The sequence below is a fragment of the Actinokineospora sp. UV203 genome (assembly GCF_056323665.1).
In genome coordinates, this window is record NZ_CM150484.1 from 3847372 (window position 1) to 3864044 (window position 16673).

General features: G+C 69.3%; 17 protein-coding genes. 10 read left to right on the forward strand and 7 right to left on the reverse strand.

What is annotated here, in order from left to right; genetic code table 11:
* Positions 1–114 precede the first annotated feature (114 nt).
* Together acs and ACUZ2Y_RS18145 are read left to right on the forward strand one after the other, a co-directional pair.
* Positions 115–2094 (forward strand): acetate--CoA ligase, encoded by a 1980-nt coding sequence (acs, locus tag ACUZ2Y_RS18140; protein ID WP_476320376.1) that lies wholly within the window; start codon positions 115–117, stop codon positions 2092–2094.
* Positions 2095–2194: 100 nt separating this feature from the next.
* A complete protein-coding gene (locus tag ACUZ2Y_RS18145; RefSeq protein ID WP_476331915.1) occupies positions 2195–2914 on the forward strand; it encodes a VIT1/CCC1 transporter family protein in 720 nt (239 codons plus the stop codon).
* A 22-nt stretch (positions 2915–2936) separates the two neighbouring features.
* Here the strand turns inward: ACUZ2Y_RS18145 and ACUZ2Y_RS18150 are convergent, their stop codons facing one another.
* Complete coding sequence (locus tag ACUZ2Y_RS18150; RefSeq protein WP_476331916.1) at positions 2937–3620, reverse strand: lysophospholipid acyltransferase family protein; 684 nt, start codon at positions 3618–3620, stop codon at positions 2937–2939.
* Positions 3621–3814: 194 nt separating this feature from the next.
* On the opposite strand from ACUZ2Y_RS18150, the gene nhaA reads away from it, so the two are divergent.
* The 3 genes from nhaA to ACUZ2Y_RS18165 are packed head-to-tail and all read left to right on the forward strand — an operon-like array spanning position 3815 to position 6537.
* Positions 3815–5014 (forward strand): Na+/H+ antiporter NhaA, encoded by a 1200-nt coding sequence (gene nhaA, locus ACUZ2Y_RS18155; RefSeq protein WP_476320378.1) that lies wholly within the window; start codon positions 3815–3817, stop codon positions 5012–5014.
* A gap of 48 nt (positions 5015–5062) precedes the next feature.
* On the forward strand, positions 5063–5578 hold the full coding sequence (locus ACUZ2Y_RS18160) for a phage holin family protein (protein WP_476320380.1): 516 nt from the start codon (positions 5063–5065) through the stop codon (positions 5576–5578).
* Positions 5579–5601: 23 nt separating this feature from the next.
* Complete coding sequence (locus ACUZ2Y_RS18165; protein WP_476320382.1) at positions 5602–6537, forward strand: alpha/beta fold hydrolase; 936 nt, start codon at positions 5602–5604, stop codon at positions 6535–6537.
* 128 nt (positions 6538–6665) lie between these two features.
* Here ACUZ2Y_RS18165 and ACUZ2Y_RS18170 read toward each other — a convergent pair whose 3' ends face one another.
* The 4 genes from ACUZ2Y_RS18170 to nth are packed head-to-tail and all read right to left on the reverse strand — an operon-like array spanning position 6666 to position 9843.
* Positions 6666–7850, reverse strand: a complete 1185-nt coding sequence (locus ACUZ2Y_RS18170; RefSeq protein WP_476320384.1) for a MarP family serine protease — start codon at positions 7848–7850, stop codon at positions 6666–6668.
* A 3-nt stretch (positions 7851–7853) separates the two neighbouring features.
* Positions 7854–8543: an NUDIX hydrolase gene (locus ACUZ2Y_RS18175; protein WP_476320386.1), complete on the reverse strand. Its 690-nt coding sequence runs from the start codon at positions 8541–8543 to the stop codon at positions 7854–7856.
* On the reverse strand, positions 8540–9130 hold the full coding sequence (locus ACUZ2Y_RS18180; RefSeq protein ID WP_476320388.1) for a TlpA family protein disulfide reductase: 591 nt from the start codon (positions 9128–9130) through the stop codon (positions 8540–8542). Before ACUZ2Y_RS18180 ends, ACUZ2Y_RS18175 begins: the two co-directional genes overlap by 4 nt.
* Positions 9127–9843 carry an endonuclease III gene (gene nth, locus ACUZ2Y_RS18185; protein WP_476331918.1) on the reverse strand — a complete coding sequence of 239 codons (717 nt, stop codon included), beginning with the start codon at positions 9841–9843 and terminating at the stop codon, positions 9127–9129. Before nth ends, ACUZ2Y_RS18180 begins: the two co-directional genes overlap by 4 nt.
* Before the next feature lie 197 nt (positions 9844–10040).
* Here nth and ACUZ2Y_RS18190 point away from each other — a divergent pair, with 197 nt between their 5' ends.
* From ACUZ2Y_RS18190 to dnaN, 4 genes are all read left to right on the forward strand, one after another.
* Entirely contained in the window at positions 10041–10292 is a 252-nt protein-coding gene (locus tag ACUZ2Y_RS18190; protein ID WP_476320390.1) for a hypothetical protein, read from the forward strand.
* 157 nt (positions 10293–10449) lie between these two features.
* On the forward strand, positions 10450–11124 hold the full coding sequence (locus ACUZ2Y_RS18195) for a Crp/Fnr family transcriptional regulator (RefSeq protein ID WP_431422965.1): 675 nt from the start codon (positions 10450–10452) through the stop codon (positions 11122–11124).
* A gap of 390 nt (positions 11125–11514) precedes the next feature.
* Positions 11515–12756: an MFS transporter gene (locus ACUZ2Y_RS18200; RefSeq protein ID WP_476320392.1), complete on the forward strand. Its 1242-nt coding sequence runs from the start codon at positions 11515–11517 to the stop codon at positions 12754–12756.
* 53 nt (positions 12757–12809) lie between these two features.
* The gene (gene dnaN, locus ACUZ2Y_RS18205) at positions 12810–13907 is read left to right on the forward strand and encodes a DNA polymerase III subunit beta (RefSeq protein ID WP_476320395.1); all 1098 of its coding nucleotides are present in this window, start codon (positions 12810–12812) and stop codon (positions 13905–13907) included.
* Positions 13908–14150: 243 nt separating this feature from the next.
* Here dnaN and ACUZ2Y_RS18210 read toward each other — a convergent pair whose 3' ends face one another.
* Both ACUZ2Y_RS18210 and ACUZ2Y_RS18215 read right to left on the reverse strand, forming a co-directional pair.
* Positions 14151–14942, reverse strand: coding sequence for an MBL fold metallo-hydrolase (locus ACUZ2Y_RS18210; protein WP_476320397.1), 792 nt, complete (start codon positions 14940–14942; stop codon positions 14151–14153).
* A complete protein-coding gene (locus ACUZ2Y_RS18215) occupies positions 14939–15760 on the reverse strand; it encodes an NUDIX hydrolase (RefSeq protein WP_476331920.1) in 822 nt (273 codons plus the stop codon). The genes ACUZ2Y_RS18210 and ACUZ2Y_RS18215 overlap by 4 nt, the downstream gene beginning before the upstream one ends.
* Positions 15761–15911: 151 nt before the next feature.
* Here ACUZ2Y_RS18215 and ACUZ2Y_RS18220 point away from each other — a divergent pair, with 151 nt between their 5' ends.
* Positions 15912–16652, forward strand: coding sequence for a peptidoglycan-binding protein (locus ACUZ2Y_RS18220; protein ID WP_476320399.1), 741 nt, complete (start codon positions 15912–15914; stop codon positions 16650–16652).
* Positions 16653–16673: the final 21 nt, after the last annotated feature.

The window sequence follows — 16673 nt, forward strand, 5'->3', positions numbered from 1 at the left end:
TGGTCCGCGCCACGGTGGAAATTGGTCTAAACCTTTATCGCCAAGGACTGTCGGGGTGACCCGGATCGCTATAGGTTCGACCTTGTCAGGCATCTACCTAGGAGGTCAGGTCCCATGACCGAGCAGTCCGGTCAAAGTCCAGCGTTGGACAACTTGTCGACGGAGAGCCGGGTCTTCCCGCCGTCGGCCGAGTTCGCGGCGCAGGCGAACGCCTCGGCGCAGTGGTATGCCGACGCCGACGCCGACCGCGACGCGTTCTGGGCCAAGCAGGCCGAGCGCCTGACCTGGGTGAGCAAATGGTCGCGGGTGATCGACTGGGACGACGCGCCGTTCGCGAAGTGGTTCGTCGGCGGACAGCTCAACGTCGCCTACAACTGCGTCGACCGGCACGTCGAGGCGGGCCTGGGCGACCGGGTGGCGATCAACTGGGTAGGCGAGCCCGGCGACTCGGTGACGATCACCTACGCCGACCTGCAGCGCAACGTCAGCAAGGCGGCCAACGCGCTCGCCGAGTTGGGCCTCAACGCCGGTGACCGCGTGGCGATCCAGATGCCGATGCTGCCCGAGGCTATCTATTCGATGCTCGCGTGCGCGCGACTCGGCCTCGTGCATAGCGTGGTCTTCGGCGGGTTCTCCCCCACCGCGCTGCGCTCGCGCATCGACGACGCCCAGGCGCGGCTGCTGATCACCTCCGACGGGCAGTACCGCCGCGGCAAGCCCGCGCCGATGAAGGAGTCGACCGACGAGGCCACCGCGGAGACGCCGAGCATCGAGCATGTCCTGGTCGTGCGGCGCACCGGCGCCGACATCCCGTGGACCGAGGGCCGCGACCTGTGGTGGCACGACGTCGTCGACAAGCAGCCCGAGACGCACACGCCCGAGGCCTTCGACGCCGAGCACCCGCTGTTCATCCTCTACACCTCGGGAACCACCGGGAAGCCCAAGGGAATCCTGCACACGTCCGGCGGTTACCTGACCCAGGCCGCCTACACACACAACGCCGTCTTCGACCTCAAGCCCGAGACCGACGTCTACTGGTGCACCGCCGACATCGGCTGGATCACCGGGCACACCTACATCGTCTACGGCCCGCTCGCCAACGGCGCGACGCAGGTGGTCTACGAGGGAACGCCCAACACCCCGCACGAGGGCAGGCACTTCGAGATCATCCAGCAGCACGGGGTGACGATCTACTACACCGCGCCCACGCTGATCCGCACGTTCATGAAGTGGGGCGAGCAGATCCCCGCGGGCTACGACCTGTCGTCGCTGCGGATGCTGGGCTCGGTCGGCGAGCCGATCAACCCGGAGGCCTGGATCTGGTACCGCAAGCACATCGGCGGTGACCGCATCCCGATCGTCGACACGTGGTGGCAGACCGAGACCGGCGCGATCATGATCAGCCCGCTGCCCGGGGTCACCGAGGCCAAGCCGGGCAGCGCCCAGCGTCCGCTGCCGGGGATCGGCGCGGCGATCGTCGACGAGGCGGGCAAGCAGGTGCAGCCCGGTGGCGGCGGCTATCTCGTGCTCACCCAGCCGTGGCCGTCAATGCTGCGCGGCATCTGGGGCGACGAAGAGCGCTTCCGCGAGACCTACTGGTCCCGGTTCGCCGATGAGGGCTTCTACTTCGCGGGCGACGGCGCCAAGTACGACGCCGACGGCGACATCTGGCTGCTCGGCCGCATCGACGACGTCATGAACGTGTCCGGCCACCGCATCTCCACCACCGAGGTCGAGTCCGCACTGGTGTCGCACCCGACCGTCGCGGAAGCCGCTGTCGTCGGCGCCACCGACGCCACAACGGGCCAGGGCATCGTCGCGTTCGTCATCCTGCGCAACCGCCCAGAGGGCACACCGGAGGCGGCGGTCAGCGAGTTGCGCGACCACGTGGCGAAGGAGATCGGCCCGATCGCGAAGCCACGGCAGATCCTCGTCGTCACCGAACTGCCCAAGACCCGCAGCGGCAAGATCATGCGGCGGCTGCTGCGCGACATCGCGGAGAACCGGGAAATCGGCGACACCACCACCCTGGCCGACAGCGCGGTAATGAACCTGATCACCGAGGGACTGGCCAACAAGCCGTCGGAGGACTGACAGGCAAGCCTTACTTAAATGAGGATTGCCTATTCATATCAAGGCGATCCTGCGTTACCCGAACGATTCCCGGCCGTGCTTTCATTGAGGTGTGACACAAATGGAGGCGCGGCCGGGCCCGCATGCGGCCGAACCACACACGGGCGGCGTCGGCGAGCGGCTCAACTGGCTGCGCGCGGGCGTGCTGGGCGCCAACGACGGAATCATCTCGACCGCGGGCCTGGTCGTGGGTGTCGCGGGCGCGACGACGGACAACCGCGCGATCCTCGTCGCCGGTGTCGCGGGCCTGGTCGCGGGCGCCCTTTCGATGGCGGGCGGCGAATACGTGTCGGTGAGCACCCAACGTGACACCGAGCGGGCTTTGCTCCTCAAGGAAAAGCGCGAACTCGCCGAAATGCCTGAAGCCGAGGAACGCGAACTCGCGGGCATCTATGTCGAAAAAGGACTTTCGCCGGAACTGGCCGCCGAAGTCGCCCGGGAATTGACCGAGAAAGACGCTCTGCGCGCCCACGCCGAGGTGGAATTGCAGATCGACCCGGACAACCTGACCAGCCCGTGGCAGGCGGCCTTGGCGTCGCTGGTGTCCTTCGCGCTCGGCTCGCTGCTGCCGCTGCTGGCGATCGCGCTGCCGCCGGTGAGCCTGCGGGTGTGGACGTGCGCGGCCGCCGTCGTCATCGGCCTGGTGATCACCGGAGCCGTGAGCGCCCGACTCGGCGGCGCGAAGGTGAAGACGGCGGTGATCAGGAACGTCGGGGTCGGCTGCCTGGCCATGGCGGTGACGTACGCGATCGGCGTCCTGTTCGGGGTGACGGTGCTCTAGTGCTGTGTCCACGAACACAGCACTAGCGAACCGGTGGGCGCTCGCCGCGGAGTTCGGCGAGCAGGTCGGTGATCGCGGCCATGATCCGCCGGGTCGCCTCGTTGAGCGCCTCGCGGTCGGTGCCCGTGATGTCGGAGAGGTCGACAGGATCACCCGCCACGATGTCGATGGTCTTGCGCGGGAACAGCTTGGGGAACTTCGCTTTCGCGGGGAGCAGCGTGTGGGTGCCCCAGTTGACCACCGGCACCACGGGCGCGCCGGTCTCCAGCGCGACTCGCGCGACACCGTTCTTCACGCGCGCGGACGGCCAGTGGCCGACGTCGTCGGAGAACCCCGCCTCGGGGAAGAACAGCACGCACTCGCCGCGGCGGACCGCGTCGACCGCGCCGTGATAGGCGCCACGGGCCTGCGCGGTCTCCCGCTCGACCGGTATATGACCGCCGCCGCGCGCCACGTTCCCGATCACCGGCACCTTCCACAGGCTCGACTTCGCCAGGAAGCGCGGAATCCGGCCCGCGGACAGTGCGAACGCGGTGACCGTCACCGGGTCGGCGTTGGAGAGGTGATTGGACGCGAGCAGTAGGCCGCCCTCTTTGGGCAGCTCGCCGCGGAAGCGAAGCCGGGTGCTGATCGCGAGAAGCGGCCACAGCAGGTCGATCGCCAGGCTGTACCAGAAGCCGCGACCCCGGCGGGGCAGCAGGAACATCAGCTTGATCGCCCGGAACACGCCGATGTGTCTGTTCGAGTCAGTGCGCACCCGCGCATCATCGCCTAACGGCCCGACGGAGGGGGCGGCGTCAGCGTTTTCGCTGGTCATGATCGTCCTATAAGGTTGTCGATGGTGTGCCGGGAAGCCTGGTCGGCGTGAGCCGGAGGTGTCCGCCGACCAAGGAGTAACCCGTGTCACAGCGACGTCGTAGCGCCGCGCCCAAGGCCGTAGCCGAGTTCGCCAGGTTCCTTCGAACTGAGACCGTCGGTGGCCTGGTGCTCCTCGCGGCCACCGCGGCCGCCTTGATCCTCGCGAACACACCCGCTTCCGGCATCTACACGGCTATCCGTGACGCCGAGATCGGGCCGCACCTGCTCCACCTGAATCTCACCGTCGGAGCGTGGGCGAAAGACGGTCTGCTCGCTCTCTTCTTCTTCGTCGTGGGCCTGGAGCTCAAGCGCGAGCTGGTGATCGGCGAACTGTCGCGTTTCAAGGCAGCGCTCTTGCCCGCTCTAGCCGCTATCGGCGGAATGGTCATCCCCGCACTGATAGCGCTATCGGTCGCTTGGGGAGACCCACGGGCGGGCGATGTCTGGCCCATTCCCGTCGCCACCGACATCGCCTTCGCGCTGGGTGTGCTGGCGCTGACCGGGGCGGGGATGCCCAGTGGAGCCCGGATCTTCCTGCTCAGCCTGGCCGTGGTGGACGACCTCGGCGCCATCCTGATCATCGCCGTGCTGTTCACCGCGACGTTCGACCTCGTCGCGTTCGGCATCGCCCTGGCGCTGCTTGCCCTGTACTGGTTCCTGCAGCACAAGCGGGTCACCGCGTACTGGATCTACGTGCCGCTGGCGGTCGCGATCTGGGTCGCGGTGCATTCCAGCGGCGTCCACGCGACGGTCGCGGGCGTCGCGATGGGCCTGCTGACCCGGGTCCGGCGTGACAAGTTCGAGAAGGAGTCGCCTGCCCTGCGGCTCGAACACCGGCTGCAGCCGTGGTCGGCGGGGTTCGCCGTCCCCGTGTTCGCCCTCTTCGCCGCCGGCGTGCCGGTCAACGGCGAGGCACTGGGCAAGCTCTACACCGACCGGATGGCGCTCGCGGTGATCATCGGCCTCATCGTCGGCAAGTTCGTCGGGATCGTCGGGGCGTCGCTGCTGGCGGTGTGGACCAAGCTCGCGGTGCTGCCACCCGGTCTCGGCTGGCGTGACATCAGCGCGGTGGCGATGTTGGGCGGCGTCGGATTCACGGTCAGCCTGCTGATAGCCGAGCTGTCCTTGGGCAAGGCCGACGCCGAACTCGCCAAAGCCGCGGTGCTGGTCGCCTCGGCGGCGGCGTCCTTGTTCGCGGCGGCACTATTGGCCCGCCGAAGTCGCGCCCACCAAGCCGAATAAAGCCCGGATTTACCGGCCGGTCGGCCTGGTCGCATCGAGCATGGCACGATGACGCTCGTGAGCAGCGCGCACGCAAACGGAGACCGCAATGGTTCGGGGCTGCCCAAGGTGCCCTCGATCCCCCTTGCCGACGACCGGGCCTTCGCCGAAGCGGGCGACCAGTCGATAGGCAACCTGGTCAAGGACGCCACGACGCACCTGTCGACGCTCGTGCGCGCCGAGGTCGAGCTGGCGAAGTCCGAGGTCACCGGCGAGATCAAGAAAGGTCTCAAGGGCAGCATCTTCTTCATCGTCGCCCTCACGGTCCTGCTCTACAGCTCGTTCTTCCTGTTCTTCGCACTCGCCGAACTCCTGGCCGACATCGGCCTGGTCCGCTCGGCCGCCTTCGGCATCGTGTTCGGCTTGATGCTGGCGCTCGCGGCCCTGTTCGGGTTCCTCGGCTGGCGCAAGGTTCGCGCGATCCGGGCGCCGCGGCGCACGATCAACTCGATGAAGGACACCGCCGCGGCGCTTACCCACCGAGGTGAGCACAGCGGCAACGAGCATGTGCCCGCTCGCCACTGAGCGGCCGACCGCTGAGCAGCGCCGTGCGCTCCCGCCCGGACCCCTCGGTAGTCAGAGTCGACGGACCGTGGTCGCACCGCGACATCCACGCGAACGGCATCCGGCTGCACATCGCCGAGACCGGTGAAGGCCCGCTGGTCCTGCTCCTGCACGGGTTCGCCCAGTTCTGGTGGACCTGGCGCCACCAGCTGACCGCCCTGGGCGACGCGGGCTACCGGGCCGTCGCGGTCGACCTGCGCGGCTATGGCGATTCCGACAAACCCCCGCGCGGATACGACGCGTGGACACTGGCGGGCGACATCGCGGGCTTGGTCAAATCCCTGGGTGAAAGCCGCGCGCACCTGGTCGGGCACGGCTGGGGCGGAATGGTCGGCTGGACTGTCGCCGCGCTACACCCCCGCGTTGTGCACTCGGTCGCCGCGCTGTCGGCGCCGCATCCGCTGGCGCTGCGCACCGAGATCCGCCGCACCGCGCTGCGTGGGCAGCGGCACAACCAGGCCCGCGCGGTGGGACACGTGTTCCGCGCGCAGGTCCCGATGGCGCCGGAACGCTGGCTGACCCGCGACAACGCGGCCACCGTGGAAACGCTGATGAAGACCTGGTCGAGCCCGATGTGGACCGGACACCGCGACTTCTCGGCCGCTGTCGACCAATACCAGCGGGCCATGCTCGTCCCCGGCGCCGCGCACTGCTCGCTGGAGTACTACCGGTGGGCGATGCGGTCACAGCTGCGCAGTGAGGGCAGGCGCTACGTCGAGGCCATGCAGCGCAAGATCGAGCACCCGGTCCTGCAGCTCTACGGCGCCGAAGACCCCTGCGTGCTGGCCCGGACCCGCGACGCCTCCACCCGCTGGCTCGGCGCGCGCGCCGAGAAGCACGTCCTGCCGGGCATCGGCCACTTCCCCCACGAAGAAGCCCCCGCCGCCACCAACCGCCTGCTCACAACGTTCCTGCCCTAACCGCGAGTCGCCCCCTCCAGCAAACGAGTCGCCCCTCCAGGCAACTGAGTTCGACATTCACGATGGGCGAATGTCGAACTCAGTTGCCGGAGCGGGCGACTCGTTTGCCTGGCGGGGCGACTCGCGGACTAGCTGGCGCAGCGGCTGGTGCCGACTCGCTCGGTGAGGCCGGGGGCGCGGCCGACTTCTTCGCGAACCTCGGCGGCGGTCAGCGCGAAGCCGGTCTCGGAGTTGTCCACGGCCGCGCCGAAGATCACGCCGACGACCTGGCCGTCGGTGTCGACGAGCGGGCCGCCCGAGTTCCCGCTGAGCACCTTCGCGCGCAGGGTGAACACGTCGCGGTTGACAGTCGCCGAGTCGTAGATGTCCGGTCCGCGAAGCGGAATCCGGTCACGCACGCGCGCGGGCGAAGCGGTGTACGGACCGTCGAGCGGGTAGCCGAGCACGATCGCGTCCTGCCCGCTCTTCGCGTCACCAGGAGCGAACGGCAGCGGCGGCGCGGTCAGCCCCGGCACGGCGAGGATCGCCACATCGGTCGCCGGGTCGTAGTGCACGACCCGCGCCCGCAGCTGTGACTCGCCCGACTCCACGCTGACCTCGTCGGTGCCCGCGACCACGTGGGCGTTCGTCATGACCCGCTCGCGCGCGATGACGAACCCGCTGCCCTCCAGCGCCCGTTCACACGACGGCGCCTTGGCATTGATCTTGAGGACGCTCGGTCGGACCCGCTGGACGACGGCGCTGGCCTGCAGCGCGGGGTCCGGCGGCTCGACTTCCTTGTTCGGCGTCCGGTTGAACGGGTCGACCGCGGCCGGGAACCCCGACACGTCGAGCAGCAGCCGCAGCTCGTTGGGCAGCCCGCGCGCGGCCTGCGGCATGACCTCGTTGACCCCGCCGAGCACGGCCGAGTCCTTGATCGCCGAGGACAGCCCAGGAAGCCCGCCCACCGTCGTCAGCGGCAGCGCGATCAGCCACGACACCACGAACACGACAGCGCCCTGGACCACCGCCCCGAGCGCGCTGTCGACACCCGCGAGCCGGGGTGAGGAGAACTTCTGCCGGATGGTGCGGCCTGCCCACACGCCGAAGGTCTCGCCGAGCGCGACGAGCAGCACGAAGATCGCCACCGCGAACGCGACCCTGGTCGGCGTCGAATTGATCCGGGACACCACGAGCGGCGCGAGCTTGATGCCCGCGACCGCCCCGAGGAGCACCCCGATGAACGCGGGCAGCGCGGTGATCACCCCTTGGCGGGCGCCCGAGATCGCCGCGAGCACGGCGAGTGCGACGACCAGCACGTCCACCCAGTTCAAGCCTCAGACCTCCGCGCCTCGGTTACCGGTGGAGCGCCACGCTACGTCAAGGTCACGGACGTCCGCGGCATCCCATGGCTGTTCCCAGCCGCCTACCGCGAGCAGCAGCGTCAGCAGTCCCGCGGTGAAACCCCACACCAACATGTCCGGCACCGCGAAACCCGGCCCGACGTACCCCGACGGGTGCTTCACCATGAACCGGTTGGCCGGATCGGCCAGGTGCGAGATCGGCACCCGGGCCACGGCCTGCGTCTCCGCGGCGTCGACGGCCCACACCCGGCTCGGCTTCTCCCAGTACCCGATCACCGGCGTCACGTGGAAACGCGACACCGGGATGTGCAGCGACGGCAGCAGCGCGACCGGTCGCACCCCGGACGGGTCCACGCCGGTCTCCTCGATGGCCTCGCGCAGCGCGGTGGCCACCGGGCCGTCGTCCTCGGGTTCGGTCTTGCCGCCGGGAAAGGCGACCTGACCGGAGTGCTTGTCGTCACCGGTCGCGCGCAACTGTAAGAGCACGTCAGGACCCCGGTCGGAGTCCTCCCCCAGCAGGATCAGCACGGCGGCGTCACGGGCGGTCGCGTCCGCAGGCGAGAACCGCCGCCACATGTCCGCGTCGAGGTCGGCGGTGGCGGCGACCAGCGGGGCGAGCCAATCCGGCAGCTCAGCCGGGTCGACCAGCGGTCCGTGGGTCATCGGGCGCCTCCGAGGTAGCGGGTGACGGCGCCGCGCACGTCGTCGACCGACCGCAGCAGCCGCGGGTCGGAGATGAACGTCACGGTCCCGTCTGCGGCGATCAGGTAGCTCGCGGGCAGCGCGGCGGGGATCTTCAGGCCGCGTTCGACCGAGCCGTCTGTATCCAGCAGGTTGGGGAACTTGACGTTGAGGTCTCGTAGGAGGCCTAGAGCGTCGCCGGTGGGACTCTTTATCGCGAGCCCGACAACGGCGATAGCGTCCGTGCCCGCCGCGTACTCGGCGAGGACGGGGAGTTCCTCGCGGCACGGCTGACACCACGTCGCCCACACGTTGAGCAGCACGGGCCGGCCCGCGAGCACCCCCGCGACCTCGACCCTGGCCCCGTCGGCCAGGCATTCCGCTGTGATCCCGCGCACCGATTCCGGCCCGCCCGCGGCTGTCGCGCACGGCATGAGCGCCGCTTCGGCCCGCGCCGCGGTCAGGTCCGGACCTGGGGCCGGGGGCTTGGGGTCGTCACCGCGCGGCCAGAGTGCGACGACCCCCGCGACCAGGAGAATCACCACGACCAACGCCCAACGCGACTTCACTCGCTCGGCTTCCCGGGCCGGTAGCCGTCGCGGGTGCGCTCGGCCAGGGCGATCAGGTGCTCGGCCTCCACGCCCTTGACCAGCTTCGCCGCCTGCTCCGGCTCCGTCGGGCCCGCGCCGTAGGACGGGCAGTCGCGGAACAGCAGGCAGGCGCCGCACGCGGGCTTGCGCGCGTGGCAGACACGGCGGCCGTGGAAGATCACCCAGTGCGACAGCATGGTCCAGTCTTTGCGCGGGACCAGCGCGCCGATCGCGTGCTCGACCTTGACCGGGTCTTCCTCCTCGGTCCATTTCCAGCGGCGCACCAACCTGCCAAAGTGGGTGTCCACTGTGATGCCGGGCACGTTGAAGGCGTTCCCGAGGATCACGTTGGCGGTCTTGCGGCCGATGCCGGGCAGCTTGACCAGGTCGTCGAGCCTGCCGGGAACCTCGCCGCCGAAGCCCTCGACGAGGGCGGCGCCGAGACCCATCAGCGAGTTCGCCTTGTTCCGGTAGAAACCGGTCGGCCGGATCATCTCCTCCAGCTCAGCGCGGTCGGCGCCGGCGTAATCGGCGGCCGAGCGGTACTTTGCGAAGAGGGCGGGAGTCGTCAGGTTGACCCGCACATCGGTGCACTGCGCGGACAGGATTGTCGCCACAGCCAGCTCCAGCGGGGTGGTGAAATCCAGCTCGCAGTGCGCGTCGGGGTAGCCCTCGGCCAGGGCGCGGGTCATCCGGCGGGCGCGGCGGGTCAAGGAGAGACTGGATTCCGCCTCCGAGTCCGCCTCCGCGGCGGCAGCACGGGGCGGGCGTCGGGTGGTCGGAGGCACCTCGTTAGCCTACGGGCCGTCGGACAACCCGAAATGTGCCCCAGACGTCTACGCATCAGACCATCGAGAATCTTCAACGACAGACGAGGATCGACGACACCATGGCAGTCTGGTTCGTGTTCGTAGTGCCCCTGGTGATCATGTTTTTCGCGCTGTTCATGGAACGCGTGGAAACCCGCATCCGCCATGTCGCGGTCCAAGAGACCGATGTCGAGGAGTTCCTGGAGTCCGCCCGGCCCGACGAGGTCCGTGCTCTCTTCGGCCACGGCATCGGCCGCGCACTTGAGCTGTTCCGGCTGCGCAGGGTCGGTGGACGCGCCGCGAAGCTGCGCGGTCGCAAGGGCGGGGCATAGGCGCTAGGGTCATCCAACTGGGCGATCATCGGCCCGCCGAACGCGCGACCCGCGCTGTCGGCGAGCCGTCAGGGCAAACCTGGCGAACGCCCTACACTGTAAGCGTGAGTCGGCGCCGCATTGATGCGGCGGCCGAGGTGGATACAGGAGGACCGAGGTGGATGAGACCCTGGCCCGTGCGGGCATCTTCCAAGGGGTCGAGCCGGCCGCGGCGGAAGCGCTCGCACAGACGCTCGAAGCCGTGGATTTCCCCCGGGGACACGTGATCTTCGCCGAAGGCGAGCCCGGCGACCGGCTGTACATCATCCAGTCCGGCAAGGTGAAGCTTGGGCGGAAGTCTCCGGACGGCCGCGAGAACCTGCTCGGAATCTTCGGACCGTCCGACATGTTCGGCGAGCTGTCGATTTTCGACCCGGGCCCGCGCACGTCGACGGCGACCACGGTCACCGAGGTACGCGCGGTGACGATGGACCGACCGGCGCTTCGCCAGTGGATCGGTACCCGACCGGAGATCGCCGAGCAGTTGCTCCGCGTGATCGCCCGACGGCTGCGGCGGACCAACGGCATGCTGGCCGACCTCATCTTCACGGATGTGCCCGGCCGCGTCGCCAAGGCGTTGCTGCAGCTCGCACAGCGTTTCGGCAGCCAAGAAGCCGGGCTGCTGCGCGTCACCCACGACCTCACGCAGGAGGAAATCGCCCAGTACGTCGGCGCCTCCCGCGAGACCGTCAACAAGGCGCTCGCCGACTTCGCGCACCGCGGCTGGCTGCGGCTCGAAGGCAAGAGCGTGCTGATTCTCGACCCCGAGCGGCTCGCCCGCCGGGCCCGCTGACAGCCGAATAAAGAGGCGAGAGGTCGGGCGCCGCCCCCGACGCGGCGCACCGACCTCTCGCAAGTGCGCGAACCATCCCCCGACGGTCCACGCTCCCCGCCCTCCGGGTTAGGCCCCGAACCCGTATGCCGGAGGGAAATCGTGGTATTCAGTTGGCGTATCGCGTTCCGCCAGTTGGGTGTAACGCCCTACATACAGACCATCGCAAATCTCTGGCGCTGACCTCAAGAGGTATCACCCTCAAGGACTCCGATCGCCGGGTTTCGTTGCGCGAGTTCGCACGGAACACCCTCTACCGTTATTCAACCGAGACCTACCACCAAACCTGGTGTCTTAAACCACCCAATATTTACTGGTACGTCCGTACCAGAGTGCGGCATACTGGTACGCATGTCCCACTCTGCCGGTTTCGCCGACTACCGCACGGCCCTGACGACCCCAGGCGCGCGCGGTCCGGTGTTGTCGGCCCTGGTCGGCAGGCTGCCGATCGCGATGATGGGCCTTTCGCTGCTGCTCTATGTCCAGCGCTCGACCGGGTCGTTCGCTATCGCCGGCCTCGTCTCGGCAGGTTCGCTGATCGGCGTGGCCGTCGGGTCGGTGACCCAGGGCCGGATCATGGACCGGGTCGGCCCCTCGCGACCGCTCCTGGTCGCGTCGGCCATATTCGCGGTGTTCACCACCGTGGCCATCCTGGCGGTCGAGGCGCACGCCCCGACGTACCTGCTGGTCATCCTCGGTTTCGCCGTCGGCACCACCGAGCCGATGATCGGTTCGGCGTCCCGGGCGAACTGGACCCGGCTGTTGCCCGCGGGCCCCGCCCGAAACGCGGCGTTCGCCTATGAGGCGATCAGCATGGAGGTCTTCTTCATCCTCGGCCCCGCCCTGGCCGGTGTGCTGCTCGCGGCGCCGTGGGCGGGGACCGGCGTGGTCGCGGGTGCCGCATGCATGATCGTCGGCGGCACGTCGTTCGCGCTGATGCCGACCGTGCGCCACTTCCGGCCGAACCGGGCCGACCGCGGGGACCACGGCATGCTCGGCGCCCTGGCCTCACCGGGCATGCGCACCGTGGCCTTGGCCGCGATGGGCTTCGGCGCGACCATCGGCTTCATCGAGGTCGCCGTCCCAGCCGCCGCCACGACCGCGGGCAACCCGCCCGCCGGTGGGTTCCTGCTCGGACTGTGGTCGATCAGCTCGGTCATCTTCGGCGTGCTCTACGGAATTCGTCCGTGGCCGCGGGCGATGTCGCTGCGGCTGCCGGTGCTCCTCGGCGGGTTCGCGGTGCTCGTGGCGTTCCTCGCGATACCGACCACCCTGGTGTGGCTCGGCGCGGCGCTGCTGGTGGCGGGCATGCTCGTCACGCCGCAGGCCACCGCCCACTCGGCGGCGCTCGAACTGGTCGCGCCGAAGGGCACGGTCACGGAGGCGTTCGGCTGGGTGATCACCGCGGTGACCCTCGGCCTGGCGCTCGGGCAGTCGGTGAGCGGATACCTCGTGGAACACGTGAGCATCGCGTCGTCGTACTTGGGCGCCAGCGTCGTCGGACTGCTCTTCGCCGCCGTCGTCTACGCCCGGCGGGGCACGGTCGTCGACGTGAACACCCAGGTCAAGGCCATGGAACCCGCGCTCGTCTGACCACCTGTGGACAATTTTCCGCATGTGTCGGTGGATCGAGCTACGGTCGCCTCATGGACTTGACGATCACCACAGCGAAGCTCGCCGCGGCCGCCGCCGACGTCGTCCGGCTGGTGCCGGGCAAGCTGATCGACCCGGTGCTCGGCGGCTTACTACTCACCGCCGACGCCCGGGGCGTGGTGCTCGCCGCCAACGACCGCGAACGCACAGCGTGCATCAGCTGCGACGCGCTCGTGCACACCGAGGGTCAGGTGCTGGTCCCGGCCAAACCGCTGGCGGAGACGCTGCGGGCGCTGGAACAACCACAGGTCCGGCTGGTCGTCGAGGGCGCCCGCCTCGCCATCCGGGCGGAGGGCGCCCGCTTCGCCCTGCCGCTGCTCGACGTCGACCTGCACCCCGGCGTCGCCGAGCCGCCCGCCCCCAGCGGCTCCGTGTCGGCGGCGGTGTTCGCCTCGGCCCTGTCCACGGTCGCCACCACAGCCGCCCGCGACGAAGCGCTGCCGATCTTCACCGGTGTCCGGGTGCGGTCGGAGGGCGACAAGCTGGTGCTGCGGGCCACGGACCGCTACCGGATGGCCATCGCCACGATCCCGTGGAATCCGGGGCCGTCGACGATCGACGCCCTCATCCCGGCCACCCTGCTGGCGGAGATCGGCAAGCAGGTGGTGGGCGACGTGTCGATCGGCGTCGACGCCAACCGGCTGTCGCTCGCCTGGGAAGACATGGTTGTGACCACCGCGGTGCTGGACGGCACCTACCTGTCGGAGTCCAAGCTCGCCCTGTCCGACTTCGACACCCACCTCGAAGCCGACGCCGACGCCCTTGCCGGCGCCACCCGCCGAGTCGCCCTCTACACCGACGCCCGGGGCGTGATCTCCCTCGAAGTCGGCGACAGCGAAGTGCGTTTGCGCACCTCGGACCGGCAGACCGGAGAAGCGGAGGAATCCGTGAAAGCCACAGTCGACGGCGGCCGAACCAGCCCGTCCTACCAGGCCCGCTACTTGATCGACGCCTTACGCCCGTTCGCGGGCAGGCGGATCCGGCTCGCGATCCAGCCGGGGATGCGGGCGACGGTCGTGACGGCTGTGGAGAGTGGGGAGGTGGAGTTGCGGTACATCATCATGCCGATGCTGCCGCCGAAGACCGGCTGACTCGGCGATTCCCTTGCAGGCTAAGGGGTTGGCGCCTATTGGGTGGTTCGCCGGCTGGCTCCGGCTGCTGGTGCCTGTTTGGGATCAGCCCTAGCGTTCGCGGGGGCGAGCCCTTGGCCGGCGACCATCAAACAGGTCGGTGGGATCAGCCTCATGCGTTCGTGCTGGTAGGGCGGGTTACTCAGTCGAGTCGTTGGTTGCGCCCCTTGCGTTTCCGGCCAGTGATGTCCCCCGAGACGCGGATCAGGCTTGTTCGGTGCGGCGCAGGTATTCCAGCTGTGCATGGACAGACCACTCAGCCGCCGGCCATAGGGACTGGTCGACGTCCGCGTAAACGATCTCTACTACCTGTCCAGGAGTCGCCGTTGTTCCGAGGGTTCGCAGGGCCGCCCGAATCTGGTCGAGACGTACTTCCCGGTGCGCCAAATACTGTCCCGCTACCAGCGCCAGGTCCGGCAGGTCCGGTCCGTGGCCTGGCAGCACCACACCCCGCCTGCCGCTGAGTAGTCGAAGGGAGTCCAAGTACTGGCCGAGGTCGCCGTCCGGTGGAGCGATCACGGTTGTCCCGCGACCTAGCACGGTGTCGCCGGTCAGCATCGCCGACTGTCCATTGTGGTCAATGGCGAGGCAGATCGAGTCGGCCGTGTGCCCGGGGGTGTGGATGACTTCCAGGCCCAGTCCCGCCAACGTCAGTTCTTCGCCGTCGACGAGAGGACCTTCGCCAAGACACAGTTCACGATCGAACGCTCGCACGGGCGCGTCCGCGTGGCGGGCCAGCCAGGTGGCGCCTTGGACGTGGTCGGCGTGGTGGTGGGTGATGAGGATGGCCTCGATCTTGCCCGCGGCCTCGATCACGCGGGTCAGGTGTGGCTCGTCTTCGTAACCCGGGTCGACCACGACGCAACCCTCGGCGCCGGGGGCGCGGAGGAGCCAGGTGTTGGTGCCGTCCAGGGTCATCGCACTGGGGTTGTCTTCCAGCAGCACCGAGGCAAAGGGCGTGACCTGCCGGACGACGCCGTAGGCGGGGTGGCTCATTCGGCGACCCCGTACGCCGGGTCGCCGGGTAGGACCACGCGGACCTGGGTGCCGTCGCGGACGACCTTGGGGATGATCTTGTCGACGGCGCGTTCGGCGGCCATCGCGGAGGCGACCGTCGCGTGCTCGTCGAGGTCGGCGAGGGTCACCCACGTGGGCGGGAGCAGGCCTCGTCGGCCTTCCGCCCAGTCGCGCAGGGCCTCCGACGGGGGCTGCCAGGCGACGTCCTCGGCCTCGGTGGTGTCGCCGTCGGCGTGCTGGCCCACCGGCATGGCAGCGAGGAAGAAGCGGGTGTCGTAGCGGCGGGGTTCCTCGACGGGGGTGACCCAGTTCGCCCAGGGGCGGAGGAGGTCGGCGCGCAGGACGAGGTTGTTGTCGGCGAGGAACTGGGCGAAGGAGTACTTGCGGTCGACCAAGTCCTGTCGGGCAGCGTGGAAGGGGCGCGCGTCGGAGACGATGCTGCCCGCGTCCCGGCCTGCCAGCAGGACACCGGACTCCTCGAACGTCTCCCGCACCGCCGCGCAGACCAGGGCGCGTGCCATCGACGGAGAACAGCCGAACCGCTCGGCCCACCACGCCGGGTCTGGACCGTGCCAGGCGACGGAGGCGTCCGCGTCGCGCGGGTCGACGCCGCCGCCGGGGAACACCGTCATGCCGCCGGCGAAGGCCATCCCGACCACCCGCCGCAGCAGGAAGACCTCCAGGCCGGGTTCGCCGTCACGGACCAGGATCACGGTCGCGGCGTCCTTCGGGACGACCGGCGGGTCGGGCGGCTCCGCGGGGACGAACCCCTCCGGCAGCACCAGTTCCTTGGGCAGCTCACGCACGCCCCGACCCTACGCGGTCGGCACCGCGCCGGACTGTGCCACCGGCCACGCGCCGAACGGCTCCACCCATGTCCGCAGGGCCGAACCGATGACTGCCCGGAAGGGCATTACCACCGCCGCCGACGTGCTCGACCCTGGACGCATGGCTGGCGAAATCCTTCTGCGCACGGGGTCAACCGAGTCGGACTGGGTGACCTACCTTCAACAGCTCCTCCGCAACGAGGGCTACTGGGACGGCGACGACACCGGGGTGTTCGACGAGGCCCTCGACGCCGCCGTCCGTAGTTACCAGACCGCGATGAACATGCAGGTCGACGGCATCGTCGGACGGCAGACCTGGGGCGGGCTGCGCGACCACGTGTCGCTGCCGCCCGGCGAACCGGACCCGGAGGGCACCGACGCGACCGGCGACGGAACCACCGGCTGGGAGCCGGGCGAGGTCGACCACGCGGTCACCTACATCGCCCAGCAGAGCCAGGACACCTGCTGGGCCGCGTGCCTGGCGATGATCGTCAACTACCGCGACGGCTCGAACTTCGACGACCACACCCTGTGCGACCACGTCGGCCTGCCCAGGGACGGCGCCACGGTGTCCGAGGTCGACACAGCGCTCGCGCAGCTCGACATGTTCCTGGTGGCCCCCGCCTGCTACACCCCCGAGGGCTGGCTGCAACTGCTCGACAACGGCCCCAAGGGCATCATCGTCCCCGGCGCGCCATGGCACCGGATCGTCATCGCGGGCGCCAAGACCGACGGGACGGCGGAAGGCACGTGGCTGCACGTGCTCGACCCGGACGACACCGAGAGCTGGCAGAGCTACGAGGACGTGGAAACCCGGTTCGAGGCAGGCTCCCCCCGCTCGAACAACATTTTCGGCTATTGAGCGATCGGCCGCGGCTGACAC